At 47.2% G+C, this 18,118-nt stretch carries 17 protein-coding genes; all 17 read left to right on the top strand.

Features of this window, described 5'->3' with window-relative positions; all coding sequences use genetic code 11:
• Nucleotides 1-240: 240 nt before the first annotated feature.
• The 17 genes from ACYVR3_RS14595 (at nucleotide 241) to ileS (ending at nucleotide 17,729) form a co-directional block, all read left to right on the top strand.
• Complete coding sequence (locus ACYVR3_RS14595; RefSeq protein WP_082405108.1) at nucleotides 241-360, top strand: DUF4044 domain-containing protein; 120 nt, start codon at nucleotides 241-243, stop codon at nucleotides 358-360.
• A gap of 249 nt (nucleotides 361-609) precedes the next feature.
• On the top strand, nucleotides 610-957 hold the full coding sequence (locus ACYVR3_RS14590; RefSeq protein WP_461244819.1) for a hypothetical protein: 348 nt from the start codon (nucleotides 610-612) through the stop codon (nucleotides 955-957).
• A 167-nt stretch (nucleotides 958-1,124) separates the two neighbouring features.
• Nucleotides 1,125-1,556 carry a division/cell wall cluster transcriptional repressor MraZ gene (gene mraZ, locus ACYVR3_RS14585; RefSeq protein ID WP_054736871.1) on the top strand — a complete coding sequence of 144 codons (432 nt, stop codon included), beginning with the start codon at nucleotides 1,125-1,127 and terminating at the stop codon, nucleotides 1,554-1,556.
• Between the two features lie 33 nt (nucleotides 1,557-1,589).
• Nucleotides 1,590-2,531: a 16S rRNA (cytosine(1402)-N(4))-methyltransferase RsmH gene (gene rsmH / locus ACYVR3_RS14580; RefSeq protein ID WP_461244818.1), complete on the top strand. Its 942-nt coding sequence runs from the start codon at nucleotides 1,590-1,592 to the stop codon at nucleotides 2,529-2,531.
• Nucleotides 2,532-2,571: 40 nt separating this feature from the next.
• Nucleotides 2,572-2,958, top strand: a complete 387-nt coding sequence (gene ftsL / locus ACYVR3_RS14575) for a cell division protein FtsL (RefSeq protein ID WP_054736869.1) — start codon at nucleotides 2,572-2,574, stop codon at nucleotides 2,956-2,958.
• Entirely contained in the window at nucleotides 2,955-5,105 is a 2,151-nt protein-coding gene (locus tag ACYVR3_RS14570; RefSeq protein ID WP_461244817.1) for a penicillin-binding transpeptidase domain-containing protein, read from the top strand. The genes ftsL and ACYVR3_RS14570 overlap by 4 nt, the downstream gene beginning before the upstream one ends.
• Nucleotides 5,106-5,132: 27 nt before the next feature.
• Nucleotides 5,133-6,089 (top strand): phospho-N-acetylmuramoyl-pentapeptide-transferase, encoded by a 957-nt coding sequence (gene mraY / locus ACYVR3_RS14565; protein ID WP_461244816.1) that lies wholly within the window; start codon nucleotides 5,133-5,135, stop codon nucleotides 6,087-6,089.
• A gap of 30 nt (nucleotides 6,090-6,119) precedes the next feature.
• A complete protein-coding gene (gene murD, locus ACYVR3_RS14560; protein WP_461244815.1) occupies nucleotides 6,120-7,502 on the top strand; it encodes a UDP-N-acetylmuramoyl-L-alanine--D-glutamate ligase in 1,383 nt (460 codons plus the stop codon).
• On the top strand, nucleotides 7,502-8,599 hold the full coding sequence (gene murG / locus ACYVR3_RS14555) for an undecaprenyldiphospho-muramoylpentapeptide beta-N-acetylglucosaminyltransferase (protein ID WP_461244814.1): 1,098 nt from the start codon (nucleotides 7,502-7,504) through the stop codon (nucleotides 8,597-8,599). Before murD ends, murG begins: the two co-directional genes overlap by 1 nt.
• An 11-nt stretch (nucleotides 8,600-8,610) precedes the next feature.
• A complete protein-coding gene (locus ACYVR3_RS14550) occupies nucleotides 8,611-9,453 on the top strand; it encodes a cell division protein FtsQ/DivIB (protein ID WP_461244813.1) in 843 nt (280 codons plus the stop codon).
• Nucleotides 9,454-9,722: 269 nt separating this feature from the next.
• On the top strand, nucleotides 9,723-11,054 hold the full coding sequence (ftsA, locus tag ACYVR3_RS14545; protein ID WP_461244812.1) for a cell division protein FtsA: 1,332 nt from the start codon (nucleotides 9,723-9,725) through the stop codon (nucleotides 11,052-11,054).
• Between the two features lie 23 nt (nucleotides 11,055-11,077).
• Nucleotides 11,078-12,346, top strand: a complete 1,269-nt coding sequence (ftsZ, locus tag ACYVR3_RS14540) for a cell division protein FtsZ (protein WP_054736864.1) — start codon at nucleotides 11,078-11,080, stop codon at nucleotides 12,344-12,346.
• Between the two features lie 45 nt (nucleotides 12,347-12,391).
• On the top strand, nucleotides 12,392-12,823 hold the full coding sequence (locus ACYVR3_RS14535) for a cell division protein SepF (protein WP_054736863.1): 432 nt from the start codon (nucleotides 12,392-12,394) through the stop codon (nucleotides 12,821-12,823).
• A gap of 68 nt (nucleotides 12,824-12,891) precedes the next feature.
• On the top strand, nucleotides 12,892-13,122 hold the full coding sequence (locus ACYVR3_RS14530) for a YggT family protein (protein WP_057151695.1): 231 nt from the start codon (nucleotides 12,892-12,894) through the stop codon (nucleotides 13,120-13,122).
• 24 nt (nucleotides 13,123-13,146) lie between these two features.
• Nucleotides 13,147-13,929, top strand: coding sequence for a YlmH family RNA-binding protein (locus ACYVR3_RS14525; RefSeq protein ID WP_461244811.1), 783 nt, complete (start codon nucleotides 13,147-13,149; stop codon nucleotides 13,927-13,929).
• A 21-nt stretch (nucleotides 13,930-13,950) separates the two neighbouring features.
• Nucleotides 13,951-14,655: a DivIVA domain-containing protein gene (locus ACYVR3_RS14520; RefSeq protein WP_054736861.1), complete on the top strand. Its 705-nt coding sequence runs from the start codon at nucleotides 13,951-13,953 to the stop codon at nucleotides 14,653-14,655.
• A 260-nt stretch (nucleotides 14,656-14,915) separates the two neighbouring features.
• Entirely contained in the window at nucleotides 14,916-17,729 is a 2,814-nt protein-coding gene (ileS, locus tag ACYVR3_RS14515) for an isoleucine--tRNA ligase (protein WP_461244810.1), read from the top strand.
• Nucleotides 17,730-18,118: the final 389 nt, after the last annotated feature.

Raw genomic sequence — 18,118 nt, 5'->3', positions numbered from 1 at the left:
ACTTCGAGGTTTGAGACCGCCCTTTGGCTCAGACCGGCCCCACAGCAGGAACCTAGCCGCTGACCGGAATCGACAGTCCAAGCAAATCACCGCACTTCACAAACTAAACAGAAGAATGCTTACGCTGGACACAAACGTAAGCATATGTTAAAGCCAAGAACAATTACTGGCTCTTTATTGACTTAATTCGCGGTTCACGTTAAACTGTTTCAAGTAAAACTTTGAAAAGTGGTGCAAACTATGCAAAAGAAAAAGAAGTCGACTTTCCAAAAGATCACGATGGTGTTCGTTTGGTTAATGATCATTGTGACCGTGGGCTCGCTTGTAGCGTCGGCTGTTGGGTCATTAGGACTATTCTAAAACCGAGATCAGTTATGAAGTCAAACGACATTGCGCGCATTACCGTTGCTTAGCAGCAGGTGTTGGGCGCTTTTTTATTGAGTTAATAGTGAATTTATAAAAAATTAAAACTTAAGGTAAAGTGGAACTAGTCTGAATTTGACAGACTTGCAACTGGGCGGTTGTCGGCATGTAAACGTTCTGCGCTTGAACCTGATTAATGAATTCCGTACAATAGAGAAACTATTTTGATTGAGAGGCGTGAGTCGGTTGTCTAATCCGATTATTCAAGTGGTAGTATTGGGGGTCTTACTGATTGTATTTCGCCTCCTTCGACGGTTACCACCCTTTAAATTTTTAAAACGAGTCCGTTACTTTGATCTGCTACCAGTGTTGTGCCTTTGGTTCATGTGGCTGTTAGCACACCGGTGGGATGATCCTTGGTTTGCGACCGTGATTGTGATTTGGATGTTGATATCAATCGTTTTGACCCTCGCATGGGGGTTATCCAAGGGAGAATTGCTTTGGAATCGGTTCTTATTATTCTACTGGCGCATCAGTGCGTTCTTGCTCTTGGTCATGTACATTGTGACACTTGTGAGCAGCTTCCTGAGATAGACAATTTAATCATTTTGAACCCGCTTACAAGTGGGTAATTATCCGGCCAAACTCGTTTTGGTCGGTTTTTTTTAAATCTTTTGAATAAATACTTGGTGAGATGTGGTAGAAAGTGGGGGCGTGTGGTAAACTTTAGGTAAATTGGCTTAAATTAGGAGGCGATCGCGATGTTCATGGGAGAGTTTGAGCATACGATCGATCCCAAAGGCCGGTTGATTATTCCCGCAAAGTTTCGTGAGCAGTTAGGGACGAACTTTGTGATCACGCGTGGCATGGATGGCTGTTTGTTTGGTTATCCCATGTCACAGTGGCAGGTCGTTCAGAAAAAACTAGCGACGTTACCGTTGAACAAACGGGATGCGCGAGCTTTTGTTCGTTTTTTCTATTCGGCGGCAACGGAATGCGAACTTGACAAGCAGGGGCGGGTTAATCTGCCCCAGCCCCTGATCACCCACGCGGGATTAGAGAAAGCGTGTGTGATCGTTGGGGTCTCCGAACGGTTTGAGATCTGGAGTCTTGACCGTTGGCAGGCCTTTGCTGAGCAAGCGGAAGGCAATTTTGATGAAATTGCCGAGAATTTAATTGATTTCGAACTTTAGACAATCTTTGGATGAGAAGCAGAGGAGAAGACTATGGCAACGTTCCACCATCTGACAGTGTTATTAAATGAGGCCGTTGAGGCTCTTCAAATTAAGCCTGACGGGATCTACGTTGATTGCACGCTTGGTGGCGGTGGTCATACGGGTGAAATTTTGAAGCGGTTAACTACCGGTCGATTGTACGCCTTTGATCAAGACCAAACGGCCATCGATTACAACACCGAGCAGCGCGCTGACGCAATTGCAGATCAACGGTTGGTGTTAATTCACGCCAATTTCCGAGCAATCAAGTCGGAATTAGCTGCTCGGGGCGTGACTGGTGTTGACGGCATCGTTTACGACTTAGGGGTGTCATCACCTCAGTTCGATGATGCGCAACGTGGTTTCAGTTACCGTTACGATGCACCGCTAGACATGCGAATGGATCAAACGGCATCGTTGACAGCTAGGGAAGTCGTCAACGACTGGTCGTACCAGGATCTCGTTCGCATCCTTTACCGGTACGGTGAGGAAAAGTTCTCAAAGCAGATCGCGCGTAAAATTGAGAGCCAACGCCAAGTTGCACCGATCGAAACGACCGAACAATTAGTTGAGGTCATTAAGGACGGTATTCCGGCAGCAGCGAGACGGCATGGGGGCCATCCCGCAAAGAAGGTTTTTCAGGCAATTCGGATCGCAGTTAATGACGAATTGTCAGCATTAGAAGATTCACTGGAACAAGCGTTAACGCTGTTAAATCCGGGGGGACGGATCAGCGTGATCACTTTTCAATCTTTAGAAGATCGCTTGGTAAAAACAATGTTTAAGGAACAGAGTAGTTTACCGGAGTTACCAGCTGGATTACCAGTTGTGCCCGCAGAACTACAACCGGACTTTAAACTCGTGACTCGAAAGCCGATTTTACCTAACGAAGAAGAGTTAGCTGAAAATCATCGGGCGCACAGTGCCAAGTTACGAGTGATCGAGAAAAAGTAAACGCACAAGGATATTGATTAAGGAATAGGATGATGACGTTATGGCTCAGAATAATTTGGCGAGGCAAGCTGTCCAACATGAACCGTTGCAGGAGTTACCTCAAAAACCGCTACATACTCAAACAGCGCCGCAAATTGCGACTCGGCCGCGTCGGCTGGCACTCTCTAAGTTTGAAAAGTGTCTACTGACAACTTGTGGTTTGGTCGTACTGGGGCTATGTGTTTGGTTGGTGAGTTTACAGATAGGGGTCTCAACTGCGCAACAACAGTTGCAAGATATCAACACAAAGATCACGACGACCCAAAATCAAAACACCAACCATCGGCAACAAATTAATGAACTTCTGAATCGTACCCGCTTAGAACAAATTGCAAAAAAGAATGGCATGTCACTTTCGAACGGTAAAATAAGGAATGTGAATAAATGAAACAATCACCTAAACGAACGGTGACTAGTCAACAAGCACGTCGTAACCGAAGGGTTTTTGGAAGGACACTTCTGATGTTATTCACGATCGTGCTTGTGCTATTCATTGCTCGTTTTTCTTATATTTCAATTGGTAAAAATATCGATAACGTTAATCTGAGCGCCCAAGCGCAACGGTTGTATACGGCAACTCAGACGTTAAAGGCTCAGCGGGGCACCATCTATGACGCGTCAAACGAACCGATTGCGGAGGATACGAGTACCTATTCACTATACGCAGTGTTAGACAAACGCCAGAAGAGTTTAGCAGGTGAACCGTTGTACGTCACGCACAAGCAACGAACCGCGCGAATTTTGGCTAAATATCTCCCAATCAGTCGCAAAAAGGCGCTGGCTTATTTAACGCCTGACAAGCAAAACACCTTTCAAGTTGAGTTCGGGGCGGCGGGGCAAAACATTTCACTTTCAACGAAGGCGAAGCTTCAAAAGGCCCATTTAACCGGGTTAAACTTTGTGCAACAGCGAGCTCGACTATATCCGAACGGCATCTTTGCATCGCACTTGATTGGTAATACGACAACGACCGCTAAGGGTCAGTTAGTGGGGGCAATGGGCATCGAAAGTACCTATAATTCCCTGTTAAAGGGCACTGATGGGTTCAAAAAGATTAAACAAGATAATAATGGCTATCAGATTCCAGGCTCAACGCAAAAGGATCGAAAGCCCAAAAACGGCGATAATGTTTATACCACACTTGATTCGAGATTGCAGACCTTGCTGGAAACGGAAATGTCTAATTTGGAAGGAAAAACCAATGCCAAATCGATGAATGCGGTGTTAATGAATGCCAAAACGGGCGCCATTGTAGCGGCTACTCAGCGACCAACCTTTAACCCGCAAACTGGGAAGGGCCTAAGTCAAATCTGGCGTAACACCCTGTTACAAGACCAATATGAACCTGGCTCAACCATGAAGATTTTCACAATGGCGGCTTCAATTGATAGTGGCAACTATAACGGGAATGCAACCTATGCTTCTGGTCGTTATCAAATTGGTGATCGGGTCGTACCTGACTGGAACACAAGTGGTTGGGGAACCATCACCTACAATAAAGGATTTGCACTTTCAAGTAACGTTGCCATGGCACATTTGGAACAGCAAATGGGTGCTAAAACCTGGAAGAAGTACATCAAACGCTTTAAGTTCCTGCAATCAACTCATTTTGGGTTAACTGGCGAGCAGGCCGGCAGTATGCAGTTTACGCATACGATCGAGCAAGCCGACACGGCATTTGGCCAAGGGATCCAAGTGACTGCGATGCAGATGATGCAGGCTTTGTCAGCAATCGGGAACAATGGTAAAATGCTAAAACCATACTTGATCAGTAAAATCGTCGACCCGAACACCGGGAAGACGGTCAAATCATATGGTAAAAAGGTCATTGGCCAACCGGTTTCTTCAGCCACAGCTAAAGCGGTTCGCAAGCACATGGAAGACGTTGTGTATAAGAGTTATGGTATCGGCTCGGATTACAAAATTAAGGGTGTTAAAATCGCGGCTAAGACCGGGACGGCTCAGGTGAGCGATGGTAAGTCAGGCTATCTATCTGGGGATAATAGTTACCTGTACTCGGTTGCCGCGATGGCACCAGCTGATAACCCGAAGTACATTATGTACATTACGATGAAACAGCCAACGTTGCCTGGAACTGAAACGGCAACGCAACTGTTGGCAGATGTGTTTAAGCCAGTCATGAAACGGGCGCTTCAAGAGGACAGTTCTGCTAACGCAACGGCGTCAACTAAGATGCTGTCGTACGTTAACCGGTCAGTGAAGGTGGCTAAGAGTGAGTTAACGGCTCAGGGCTACCGGGTGACAACTGTCGGGACGGGAACCCGGGTGCTTGAACAATCACCAACTGCCGGTCAAGTCGTGATGGCCAAACAACGGGTCATTTTGATGACGAGTGGCACACGCTCGATGCCAGATCTCAGTGGTTGGTCTAAGAGCGATGTGTTGCGATTGGGTGAGCTGTTGGGATTAAAGGTCACTGCGAGCGGCAGTGGCTACGTGAAGTCGCAAAGTATTGCGGCTGGTAAATCACTAACCGGCACCAACCAGTTAACCGTTAAATTAAGTGTTAAATAACCAATTTGGGTATAAGAGGAGAAGCAGATGAGTTTAGTGTTAGCAGTTTTGATTAGTTTTATCGTGACGGCGGTGTGTATGCCGGCACTGATTCGGTATTTTCGGGCCAAGCATGAAGGCCAGATGATTCGAGAAGAAGGACCGACTTGGCACGAAAAGAAGTCGGGGACCCCAACGATGGGCGGGTTGATGTTTATTCTCGCCATTATCGTGGCGACCTTGGTCAGTGGGGCCATTACGGGACTATTAACACCGGCCTCGATGATTCTATTGTTCATCCTGATCGTCTACGGACTGCTGGGAATGTGGGACGATTCAATCAAATTGTTCCGGCGTCAAAATGAAGGGCTAAAGGCTTGGCAAAAATTACTGGGTCAAATCGTGGGTGCTGTCGTGTTCTTCTTGGTTTACTTGCACGAAAACCTGCCCCTGTCATTAGCATTACCAGGTCTGCCTGACTTAAACTTAGGGTACGTTTACGTGCTCTTCATTGTCTTTTGGTTAGTTGGGTTCTCAAACGCCGTTAATTTAACGGATGGCTTAGATGGGTTAGTTGCTGGTTTAGGGTCGATCTCGTTTGCGGCTTACGCAATCGTGGCCTGGCACCAAAAGCAACTCGATGTTGCGATGTTTTGTATCGCCGTTGTCGGTGGCTTGTTAGCCTTCCTGATTTACAACCATAAACCAGCTAAGATCTTTATGGGTGATATGGGTTCTTTGGCACTTGGTGGGGCGTTAGCAACCGTTTCGATTCTCTTGCACCACGAACTTTCGTTGATTTGGATCGGGTTGATCTTTGTCATTGAAACGCTCAGTGTGATGCTACAAGTGCTTTCGTTCAAACTCACTGGGAAGCGCATCTTCTTGATGTCGCCTATTCACCACCACTTCGAAATGAAGGGCTGGAGTGAATGGCGGATCGATTTAACGTTCTGGGCAGTCGGCTTGATCACTGCGTTAACTGGAATCTGGGCAATGTGGTAAACTTAAAAACTTTATAGGTGGCGGAATTTCATGAAACAAATCAAAACGTATCAAAACAAGCGGGTTATCGTGGTTGGTTTAGCCAAGAGTGGGTTAAACGCAGCGCGGTTACTCAAACAATTGGGCGCTGAGGTAACGGTCAGTGACCAACAACCCTTAGCGAATAACCCCGAAGCACAGCAGTTAGCTGACGAGGGCGGATACCAGCTCTTACTTGGCAAGCAAACGCCAGATCAACTGGATCAAGGGTTTGACTTGATGGTTAAAAATCCCGGAATTCCGTACGATGTGCCGTTGATCAAAGCAGCTGTTGATCAAAACTTACCAATCATTGCCGAGGTGGAAATCGCCAGTGAAGTTTCAGAAGCCGAATTGATTGCAGTGACTGGGAGTAACGGTAAAACTACCACGACCACGATGATCAATAAAATGATGAATCAAGAACGCGTAGCGGGTAAGAGTGCTTACGCGGGCAACATCGGTATTCCTGCCAGTTCCGTGGTACCAACGTTAACGGCCGATGATACGTTAGTGATGGAAATTTCAAGCTTTATGTTGTTGGGAACGACTGATTTTCATCCCCACATCGCTGTTTTAACGAACATTTTCTCAAACCACTTGGATTACCATAAAACTCGTGAAAACTACGTGGCAGCCAAGATGCGCATCACGGCTAACCAAACGGCTGACGACTACTTCGTGGTGAACTTTGATTCACCTGAATTAGTGTTATTAAGCCAACAAAGTCACGCCCAAATCGTGCCATTTTCACGGACGGCGGTTTCTAAGGCTGGGGCCTACGAACAAGATGGCATCCTATACTATCAAGAAGATGCCATTATGGCGGCGAGTGAGATCAAAGTTCCTGGAGAGCACAACGTTGAAAACGCGTTGGCAGCCATCGCGGTTGCCAAGATTCAAGGAAAATCAAACGACGCCATCAAGCATGTTTTGACGACCTTTAGTGGCGTTCGTCACCGGACCCAGTACGTGTTAACGAGTGAGGGCCGTGAATTTTACAACGATTCTAAAGCGACCGATATCGAAGCAACTGAAATGGCGTTGAAGGGCTTTAACAAACCGGTTATTTTGTTGGCAGGTGGTTTGGATCGCGGGTACACGTTCGAACGGTTAGTGCCTTACCTCAAGGACCACGTGAAGGCCGTTGTGTTATTTGGTGAAACTAAAGACCTCTTAAAGGACGCCGCGGAACAGGCTGGCGTCCCAACAATTGAATTTAGCGAAAACGCTGAAACTGCCGTGCCCGTTGCTTACAAGCTTAGTGCACCGGGAGATATCGTGTTATTGTCACCAGCTAATGCAAGTTGGGATCAATACCCGAACTTTGAAATCCGGGGTGACAAGTTTATTCAAGCTGTTGAAAAAGTCACTGGTCAAAAGGAGGAGCTGTAATGCGGTTAATGGTATCAGGAGGCGGTACTGGGGGCCACATCTACCCAGCGCTAGCCGTGATCAACGAACTTAAGCGTCAAGATCCCGATGCCGAAGTCTTGTACGTGGGATCGCATCGCGGAATTGAAAGTAAAATTGTGCCCGATCTGGGGATTCCCTTTGAAGCCATGACGATTCAAGGGTTTAAGCGGTCATTATCGTTAGAAAACTTTAAGACGCTGTACTTGTTTTTGAAGAGTGTGCATCAAGCGAAGAAACTAGTGCGCGAGTTTAAACCAGACGTTGTGTTGGGAACCGGTGGTTATGTGTCTGGAGCCGTGCTCTACGCGGCAGCTAAGCAACACATTCCAACGGTGATCCACGAGCAAAACAGCGTGGTGGGAATGACGAACAAATTCCTCAGTCGGTACGTTGATCGTATCGCCATCAATTTTGAAGCCGCTCGTGCTCAGTTTCCAACTGAAAAAGTGGTGATGACGGGAAATCCGCGGGCGCAAGAAGTTGCGAACGTTGAGAGCCACTTTAGCCTGACGAGTTTTGGCCTTAAGGACGGCATTCCCACGTTGATGGTCGTTGGTGGGAGTCAGGGTGCACTTAAGCTCAACCAGGTGATGGTTGCGGCGTTACCACAACTGGCTCAACGTCAGTACCAGGTCGTGTTTGTGACTGGTCCTAAGCGCTATGACGATGTGATGGCGAAAGTTGCTGGACTTGAATCGGCGGATAATATTTCGATTCAAGCTTATGTCAATAACATGCCAGAAGTGTTGCCAAAGGTCGCTGCAGTCGTCGGGCGCTCTGGCGCAACAACGTTAGCTGAACTAACGGCACTGGGTGTTCCATCAATCTTGATTCCAAGTCCGTACGTGACGGCGGATCATCAAACGAAAAATGCGATGAGTTTAGTCAGCCAACAAGCTGCTGTGATGGTCAAAGAAAGTGACCTGACGAGTGAGACCTTGTTGAAAGCTATCGATGAGTTAATGACGGATGATGCAAAACGCCAAGCGATGGCGGCAGCAGCTAAGCGGATGGGCAAGCCCCATGCTGCAACTGAAATGTTGGACTTATTACGGGACGTTGTTGCGACACATTAGGAGGTTGTGGGATGAAATTTAACCTCGATCGACGAAAATCACAGCAAAAGGTTGCCGTTACCCCCTGGGAAAAGTATCAAGATCAGGAGCGTCACCGACAGGCAGCGGCTAAGAAAAAGCACCGGCAGACTCGAATTGGCAAAAAGTTACCGCAATTGCTCCGGCAAAAGCACCGGCGGCTGGCCCAACGGATGGGAATCGTGATTGGTCTTTTTACCGTTGTGTTGGTGGTTGCACTGTACTTTGCAACGCCAATCAGTCACATCTCAACGATTAAAGTCACTGGTAATCAAGCGTTATCGGTGAACCAGTTGAGTGCGATGACGGGAATCAAGCGGGGAAATTCGATTTATAAAGTTCGTGGGCGAGAAAAGGCCATTGCCAAACGCGTGGTTGCTAAGAACGCGCGAATTAAACAGATTCGCTTGTCGATCACGCACATGAACGTATTGACCATTCACGTCAGCGAATATCGAACAGCCGGGTACGTGCCAGCTAATGGCTACTACCGAGTTGCCCTTGAAAGTGGTGTGGTGACCAATGAGCGCCAAACGCAACCAACGGGGAGCTATCCGGTTTACGATAAGTTCAACTCGCAAACTAAATTAGCCGCCATGATCAAACAGTATGCGAAGTTACCGCAGAAGATCAAATCGGGTATTTCGGAAATTCAGTTTAAGCCGTCCAAGGCTAACCCGGAACGCATCCACTTGTTTATGAACGACGGGAACGAAGTTTATGCAAGTTTGTCGACTTTTGCGACGAAGATGGCGTATTATCCAAGTATTGCAGCGAAGATGAAAACGAGTGGCGTGGTTAACTTAGAAGTTGGGGCGTACTCGTATGCATTTTAGTGAGAACCGTTCTTGATTTTGACAATGAGGTCGGGTCTATTTAGGGAAATTTAAGCCTAAATTGACCGACGACATTTTCAGAAAAGGGAACGGTTTCAATCTAAAACGGGATATTCAGTAAAAATCGGCGGTATTGCGCGAGATAACTGCTTTTTTTCCACACTCTGCACTTTTTTCGGGGTATGGGTTTGTGGTAAACTGAATAGTAAACTAAGACTATTTTCACGGATCACACATTAAAAGTCGAAATTAAGAGGAGGCTCCTGCAAATGGATACTTCAGGTATGTATGTAGGACTTGATATCGGGACAACCTCAATAAAAGTAATCGTGGCAGAGTATTTGAAGGGACAGCTCAATGTGTTAGGTTTTGGCAATGAGCGTTCAGATGGTCTGAGTCGTGGCGTTATCGTGGATATTGATAAAGCGAGTGAAGCGATCAAGCGTGCGGTGAAGGCGGCTGAAGAAAAAGCAAGTATTCAGATCCACGATGTTATTGTGGGTATCTCGGCGAATATGTTAAAAATTGAACCCGTTAGTGGGCTGGTTGCCATTGGTGATCAGGCCCGGGAAATTACCGACCAAGATGTTCGAGATGTCGCGGCGGCGGCCATTATTCAAAACTTGCCGCCGGAACGCGAAATCATTAACCTCGTTCCCGATGAATTTATCGTGGACGGGTTTGACGGCATTAAGGATCCCCGCTCAATGGTGGGGGTTCGGTTGGAAATGAACGGGATGTTGTTTACAGGACCTAAAACAATCGTACATAACACCAAAAAAGCGGTTGAACAGGCGGGGTTAAACCCTCAGCTTGCAGTGGTCAGTCCAATTGCTCAGGGCCTGAGCGTCTTGAGTGATGGTGAACAGGACTTCGGGACGGTGTTACTCGATCTTGGCGGTGGTCAGTCGACGGCAGCGGTGATTCATGATCACCGGTTGAAGTACGCTGAGGTTGATCCTGAGGGTGGCGATTACATCACCAAGGATATTTCAGTCGTGTTGAACACCTCGATTGAAAACGCCGAGAAGTTGAAGCGTAACTACGGTTATGCAGATTCAAGTCGAGCCTCCGAAGACGATCAATTTCCGGTTGACGTTGTTGGTCAAAGTCGGCCAACCGAAATTTCAGAAAAGTATCTGGCTGAAATTATCGAAGCCCGGCTCTTACAGATTTTCGGTAAGCTAAAGACACAGTTGTCAGCAACAAACGCGTTATCATTACCAGGTGGGATCGTACTGACTGGTGGGGTAGCAGCGTTACCTGGTATCACGGATTTGGTTAAAGCCGAGTTTGATACCGCTGTGCGGGTTACGATCCCAGACCAAATGGGGTTGCGACACCCATCGTTCACCCAAGCCTTGTCGCTGGTCAACTACCGGGGCCAGATGAGTGAAGTGGCCTTGTTGGTTCAATCCGCATTAACTGGTAATCAACAGTTAGTTCGGCAAGCACAAGCACAACAAACGACCGCTCAGTCAGTCGCACCAACGGCAACGACCGAGACACCATCAACACCTGCATCAACCGATACACGAGCAAAACAGCCGAAGAAGCGCGGCCAAGGAATCAGGAAATTCTTTAGAGATTTCTTTGATTAATTAGATTACTGGAGGGATTTGAAATGGAATTTTCGTTAGATTCGACACAAAATCGTGGCGCCAACATTAAAGTGATTGGTGTCGGCGGTGGCGGTGGCAACGCGGTTAACCGGATGATCACGGAAGATGTTAAGGGCGTTGAGTTTATCGTTGCGAACACGGACGTGCAAGCCTTAGAGGCCTCACAAGCTGAAACTAAGATTCAATTAGGACCGAAATTAACTCGTGGACTTGGTGCAGGGTCAAACCCAGAGATTGGGTCAAAGGCCGCTCAAGAAAGTGAAGAACAAATCAGCCAAGCCCTTGATGGTGCTGATATGGTCTTTGTTACTGCCGGCATGGGCGGTGGTACCGGGAACGGTGCGGCCCCAGTTGTGGCTAAAATTGCCAAGGAACAGGGTGCCTTAACCGTTGGGGTTGTTACTCGCCCATTTACGTTTGAAGGCCCTAAGCGTGGCAAATACGCTGCTGAAGGGGTTGCCGCAATGAAGGCCAACGTTGATACGTTGATCGTGATTGCTAACAACCGCTTACTTGAAATCGTCGACAAGAAGACCCCAATGATGGAAGCCTTCCAAGAAGCCGACAACGTGCTTCGTCAAGGGGTTCAAGGGATCTCTGATTTAATTACCAGTCCTGGCTACGTGAACTTGGACTTTGCGGACGTGAAGACGGTTATGCAAGATCAAGGCTCTGCTTTGATGGGAATTGGCTCTGCCAACGGCGAAAACCGGACGGAAGACGCCACCAAGAAGGCCATTTCATCGCCACTGTTGGAAGTGTCAATTGATGGTGCTGAACAAGTGTTATTAAACATTACCGGTGGTCCAGACTTGTCCTTGTTTGAAGCCCAAGCTGCGTCTGAAATCGTGTCACAGGCTGCAACCAGCGATGTGAACATCATCTTCGGGACGTCAATTGACGAAAACCTCGGCGATGAAGTTCGTGTAACGGTAATTGCAACCGGGATCGACCAACGTAAGCGCGAAGCCGAAAACGCCTCAAGAAGTGCACGTCACTTATCAAGTAACGACACCACTAACGGCCACATGGTGAACCATGACGACCGTGGTGCCGGATTAGATTCTGACCAATTTAGTAGCTTTGGCGCCAGCCAAGCTAACCAATCACAAAATGATACGCAAAACCGGCGCCCAGCAGCCAGTGAATTTGACGGCGTTGCTAAGCCAAAGTTTAGCGTGTTCAACAACGATGATACTGATGCACCAAGCTCTGATGATACTGGGTTAGACACACCACCATTTTTCAAGCACCGTCGTAAGAACGATTAGTTATTCGCTGGCAAACCACGAAATTTTGAAGGGAGGACGTCACCGATGGGCAAGTTTAGTATGAGCCGTTTCTTTGGAATTGATGATGACTATGAGACTGATGAGCAACAGGTCGAACCTTCGCAGGAACCAACTGAACCGCAGTCGGTCGTTGCAAAACGACCACGGCATGATAATAAAGTGGTGTCCATTAATGCACCGCGACCTGGGGTGAACAAGATTTCGTTGTACGAACCCCGATTGTATTCGGACGTTCAAGAAATTGCGAGCCAGTTGTTGGCAAATCAAGCCGTGATCGTTAACTTTTCGCGAATTGATGATGCGACTGCTCGGCGAATCGTTGATTTTTTAACGGGGACCGTTTACGCAATCGACGGGGACATTGAACGCATTGGGAACCCAATTTTTCTGTGTACCCCACATAACTTTGAAATTTCAGGTGATCTTTCAGCCAGTATTAACGAAACGTTTAAATAAGGAGTGAGTCTTTGGCATCAATTGTCGCTTTAATCTTTACTGGATTAGGAAAACTCATTGGGCTTTACATGCTAGCAATTATTGTGTATGCCTTAATGAGTTGGTTTCCAGGGGCTTATCAAACCGGTTTTGGCCGGTTTTTAGGTCGAATCGTTGAACCGTTTCAAAGTTGGTTTAATTTTGCACACGTTGGGATGCTGGGCTTTCAACCAGTTGTCGCCATCTTTGTGCTTGGCATTATTCGAAGTGGCCTGTACTACGTTGAGGAGTTACTGTTTCGGCTTCTTGGCTGGTACTAGGATCGATGTAGGAGGATTTGGACGTTGGCTGATACCGTTGCGCAGCATTTTCGTAGAGAAGAAGCACCGTTTGTTGAAAGTGCCACTGGTTGGATTCAACAGGCTAGTGATGAATACCGACCGATTTTGACCCATTTCTTGAATCCCAGGCAACAGTACATTTTAGAAACGTTGGTTAACCGTGACGATGAGCTGAAATTAGGGCTCAATGGTGGTTATCCCGGCGCTGAAATGCAACGGGGATTGATTTATCCGGCCTACTTTGAGATCGGTGAAGCTGATTTTGAGCTTAATTTGTTTGACATCGATTACCCAACGAAATTTACTGAGTTACATCACGGGCAGATTTTAGGGTCAATGTTGGCGGCTGGAATCGATCGTGAAGTATTAGGGGATATTATTACTGACGGTCAAGCTTGGCAGGTCTACACGACCAACGAGATGAGTCGCTATATTGCTTCTCAAGTCGATCGAATGGGTAAGATTAAGGTGCGGTTGAATGAACTGGATTTATCGGCGCATCTGATACCACTCAATGCCTGGGAAGAAGAATCAACGACCTTGTCATCTGCACGGTTGGATAACGTGGTCGCAACGGGATTTCACTTATCACGACACCACGCTAAACAGTTGATTGAAGCGGGGCGGATTCAGCTAAACTGGAATCCGTTTGAACGACCAGATTATCAACTGGCGCACGAAGACGTGATTTCGGTTCGTGGTTTTGGCCGCGTTCGGTTGACTAGCGTGGATGGTGTGACCAAAAAAGATAAGCTTAAGGTGACACTAGCGGTATTGCACAAGTAACTCAAACGGGGAGGGAGCTCTATGGTACTGAGCCCATTAGATATTCATAACAAGGAATTTTCAAGTAAGTTGCGTGGTTATAATATTGACGAAGTAAACGACTTCTTGGAACAAATCATTAAAGACTACCAGATCACATTGGATCAAAACAAGAGTTTGACGGAACAGTTATCTTCTGCAAACGAAAAACTCAAGTACTTTAACGATTTAAAGGATTCGTTGAACCAGTCGATCATTGTGGCCCAAGAAGCAGCCGATAAGGTTCGGTCAAACTCACAAAAAGAGGCTGAAATTATCAACCGTGAGGCCCAAAAGCAGGCAAATGACATTGTCAGCGAAGCGACTGAAAAAGCCAACCAGCTGATTCAAGAGGCCTCAAAACGGGCTCAGACCTTAGCCGTTGAAACCGATGATTTGAAGAAGAGCACTCGCGTCTTTCGGCAACGACTTCAAGTCATGCTTGAAAGTCAGTTGGAAGAAATCAAGAGTGACAACTGGAATAACCTGTTAAAGGACGACGGCACGTCATCCTATGACGAAATTCAACAGGTAATTGCGGCAGGTAGCCTTGACAATGACGAGGAAGATGGCGTAAACTCGACTTCACAAGCAGAAGAACCTGCGGATGAGATTTATGATGCGGATCAACCAGTTGATCCCAACCACGATCAGAGTACTGAGACGGTGGTCATTTTCCCAGACGATGAGGAGAAAACTGCTCATTAATTTAAACGACGATGGAGAACAGCAAGTCGCGTGAGATGCTTCAGAGAGCCGGTGTGAGGTGAAAGTCCGGTAGCCACTGTCACGTGATAGATCATCTTCTAGTTGTCTGACTGATAAGTAAGTCAGGCCGGTCCAACCCCGTTAACGGTTAAGATAAGAGAAACTAGTTTTCTAAATTTGGGTGGTACCACGAAGATTTCGTCCCTTTGGATGAAGTCTTTTTTTGTGCACTAACCCATTATTAAAAGGAGGGACCCCACATGCGGGTTAAGGATACGCTTAACTTAGGCAAAACTAAGTTTAAAATGCGTGGTAATCTTCCAGTCAAGGAAGTTGAACGTCAAAAGGCGTGGGAAGATAACCATGTGTACCAACTGAGACAAAAATTAAATGAAGGCAAACCATCGTTTATTTTACACGATGGTCCTCCATACGCGAATGGTGACATTCACATGGGCCATGCCTTGAACAAGGTTTCAAAGGACTTTATCGTGCGTTACAAGTCAATGAACGGTTTCCGGGCACCTTACGTTCCTGGTTGGGATACTCACGGGTTACCAATCGAACAAAAGTTGACCCAACAAGGCTACGACCGTAAGAAGATGAGTACCACTGAATTCCGTCAACTTTGTCGTAAGTACGCGTTGGAACAAGTTGATCGTCAACGTAAGGGATTCAAGCGCTTAGGGGTTGCTGGTGATTGGGATAACCCATACCTGACTTTGAAGCCAGAATTTGAAGCACAAGAAGTTCGGGTCTTTGGTGCATTTGCTAAACGTGGCTTGATTTTCAAAGGTAAGAAGCCTGTCTTTTGGTCATGGTCATCAGAATCAGCTTTGGCTGAAGCTGAAGTTGAATACCATGACGTAACGTCACCATCTGCTTTCTACGGCGAACAAGTTGTTGACGGTAAGGGCGTATTGGAAAACGGCAATACATACATGGTGGTTTGGACGACGACCCCATGGACGATTCCAGCTTCCGAAGGGATCACCCTTGATGCCACCTTTGACTACTCGGTTGTTCAGCCTAAGGGCGAAGACCGAAAGTTTGTTGTGGCAACTGAATTGTTGGCTGACTGTGCTGAGAAGTTCGGTTGGGAAGACGTTCAAACGTTGAAGACGGTTAAGGGTCAAGAACTTGACCGCGTCTTATGCCAACACCCATTCTATCCAGAACGCAAGTTGGTCACAATGATGGGCGACTTCGTTACGCTTGATGCCGGGACTGGGTTGGTTCATACCGCTCCTGGTTTTGGTGAAGATGACTTCCGGGTTGGGAAGCAGTACGACTTGGACATTCTCGTGCCAGTTGATGATAAGGGCTACATGACTAGTGAAGCCGGTGACGATTTTGAAGGGGTCTTCTATGAAGATGCCAACCAAATCTCATTGGACAAGCTGAAAGCAGCCGGATTATTGCTGGATTACATGCCATACGAACACAGTTACCCATTTGACTGGCGGACTAAGAAGCCGGTTATCTTCCGGGCAACGCCACAGTGGTTCGCGTCAGTGGATAAGATCCGTGACGAAATTTTGAAGTCAATTGATGACGTGACCTTCTACCCAGATTGGGGTAAGAAGCGGTTGTACAACATGATTCGTGACCGTGGTGACTGGGTCATTTCACGTCAACGGGTTTGGGGCGTACCACTCCCAATCTTCTACGGTGAAGATGGAGAAGCCATTATCACCCCAGAAACCATCGAACACGTGGCTCAATTATTCGAAAAATACGGCTCAGACGTTTGGTTCGATCGCGAACCAAAGGACCTCTTGCCAGAAGGCTTTACTTCAGAACACTCACCAAACGGTAAGTTTACGAAGGAAAACGACATCATGGATGTTTGGTTCGATTCAGGATCGTCACATCAAGGTGTCTTGGTTGAACGGCCAGAACTCGATTACCCAGCTGACATGTACCTTGAAGGGTCTGACCAATACCGTGGCTGGTTCAACTCAAGTTTGATCACCAGTGTTGCGGTTTCAGGTCACGCACCGTACAAGAGCATCCTGTCACAAGGCTTCACCTTGGATCACGAAGGTCACAAGATGAGCAAGTCGTTGGGCAACACGATCGCACCATCTGAAATCATTGATAAGATGGGGGCTGAAATCGTCCGTCTTTGGGTGGCTTCAGTTGATAGTAGTGCCGATGTTCGGGTGTCAGTTGACGCCTTCGTCAAGATTTCGGATTCTTACAAGAAGATCCGGAACACGATGCGTTACATCTTGGCGAACACGAGCGACTTTGATCCTGCAACGGATGCCGTTGCAACGGATCAATTGGCTTCAGCTGATAAGTACATGTTGGCGAAGTTCAATCAGTTAGTGGCTGACGTAAAGGCCAACTACGACAAGTACGATTTCTTGGACATCTACAAGGAATTGATGAACTTTGTCATTACTGATTTGTCAGCCTTCTACCTTGATTTTGCTAAGGATATCCTTTACATTGACGCGCAAGACAGTGCTTCACGTCGGTCAATGCAAACCGTTCTCTACCAAATCGGCGTTGGCTTGACGAAGTTGATGACCCCAATCTTGCCACATACGGCTGAAGAAATGTGGCCATTCTTCAAGGAACCAGAAGATTTCGTTCAATTGGCCGAAATGCCAACGGCAGTAACCTTTGATGGCGAAGATGCCTTGGTTGCTAACTGGGATAACTTCATGGCCGTTCGAAGCGATGTTTTGAAGGCCTTAGAAGAAGCCCGGGATCAAAAATTGATTGGGAAGGCTGCCGATGCTAAGGTTGCGTTGTACTTGGATGACAAGCACGCCCAATTGCTAGATAGCTTGGCAACTAACGTCGAACAGGTTTTGATGGTTTCTGGCTTAACGGTGGCTGCTTTAGCAGACGCCCCAGCCGAAGCTGAAAACTTTGATGACGGTGTGGCTGTTCAAGTTGCTGCTGCTGACGGTGACGTTTGTGATCGTTGTCGGATGACCCGTGAAGATGTTGGTAGCGATTCAGCTTACCCACACTTCTGTGCGCGCTGTGCCAAGATCGTTCGGGATAACTTCCCAGAAACGGCTTCAGCTGAGTTTGAAGATTACGAAGCAAAATAAGCATTTAAGAATACAATGACTTCGGTCGTTGAAATAGCGTCGTTGATTGCCCCTGAATTTGGGGAATCAACGGCGCTATTTGCTGTCATTTGTGTGTTTAGTTTATGAAGTGCCGTGACTTGCTTGAACTGTCGATTCCGGTCAGCGGCTAGGTTCCAGCTGTGGGGCCGGTCTGAGCCAAAGAGCGGTCTCAGTCCTCGAATTCAAGCCTCGCCAAAACCTGTGCGAGTCTTGAATTCGTCCCCGATAATTGGCGGTTGTTGGAAGTTCGTCAACAACCATCAATTATCGCGACACAGCATCCACCTAGCCGCTTACCGAAATCTTACATCGGCGCAATTCGCCACTGTTGTAGAGCATCTCAAGTGCTTAACTGAACGACTTACGAC

This window comes from Secundilactobacillus muriivasis (assembly GCF_054785195.1).
This window is presented reverse-complemented; position numbering and strand designations above follow the sequence as displayed.

Coding starts and splice junctions, on each gene's coding strand:
- ACYVR3_RS14595 (WP_082405108.1), top strand. CDS start 241: ATGCAAAAGAAAAAGAAGTCGACTTTCCAAAAGATCACGATGGTGTTC.
- mraZ (WP_054736871.1), top strand. CDS start 1,125: ATGTTCATGGGAGAGTTTGAGCATACGATCGATCCCAAAGGCCGGTTG.
- rsmH (WP_461244818.1), top strand. CDS start 1,590: ATGGCAACGTTCCACCATCTGACAGTGTTATTAAATGAGGCCGTTGAG.
- ftsL (WP_054736869.1), top strand. CDS start 2,572: ATGGCTCAGAATAATTTGGCGAGGCAAGCTGTCCAACATGAACCGTTG.
- ACYVR3_RS14570 (WP_461244817.1), top strand. CDS start 2,955: ATGAAACAATCACCTAAACGAACGGTGACTAGTCAACAAGCACGTCGT.
- mraY (WP_461244816.1), top strand. CDS start 5,133: ATGAGTTTAGTGTTAGCAGTTTTGATTAGTTTTATCGTGACGGCGGTG.
- murD (WP_461244815.1), top strand. CDS start 6,120: ATGAAACAAATCAAAACGTATCAAAACAAGCGGGTTATCGTGGTTGGT.
- murG (WP_461244814.1), top strand. CDS start 7,502: ATGCGGTTAATGGTATCAGGAGGCGGTACTGGGGGCCACATCTACCCA.
- ACYVR3_RS14550 (WP_461244813.1), top strand. CDS start 8,611: ATGAAATTTAACCTCGATCGACGAAAATCACAGCAAAAGGTTGCCGTT.
- ftsA (WP_461244812.1), top strand. CDS start 9,723: ATGGATACTTCAGGTATGTATGTAGGACTTGATATCGGGACAACCTCA.
- ftsZ (WP_054736864.1), top strand. CDS start 11,078: ATGGAATTTTCGTTAGATTCGACACAAAATCGTGGCGCCAACATTAAA.
- ACYVR3_RS14535 (WP_054736863.1), top strand. CDS start 12,392: ATGGGCAAGTTTAGTATGAGCCGTTTCTTTGGAATTGATGATGACTAT.
- ACYVR3_RS14530 (WP_057151695.1), top strand. CDS start 12,892: ATGCTAGCAATTATTGTGTATGCCTTAATGAGTTGGTTTCCAGGGGCT.
- ACYVR3_RS14520 (WP_054736861.1), top strand. CDS start 13,951: ATGGTACTGAGCCCATTAGATATTCATAACAAGGAATTTTCAAGTAAG.
- ileS (WP_461244810.1), top strand. CDS start 14,916: ATGCGGGTTAAGGATACGCTTAACTTAGGCAAAACTAAGTTTAAAATG.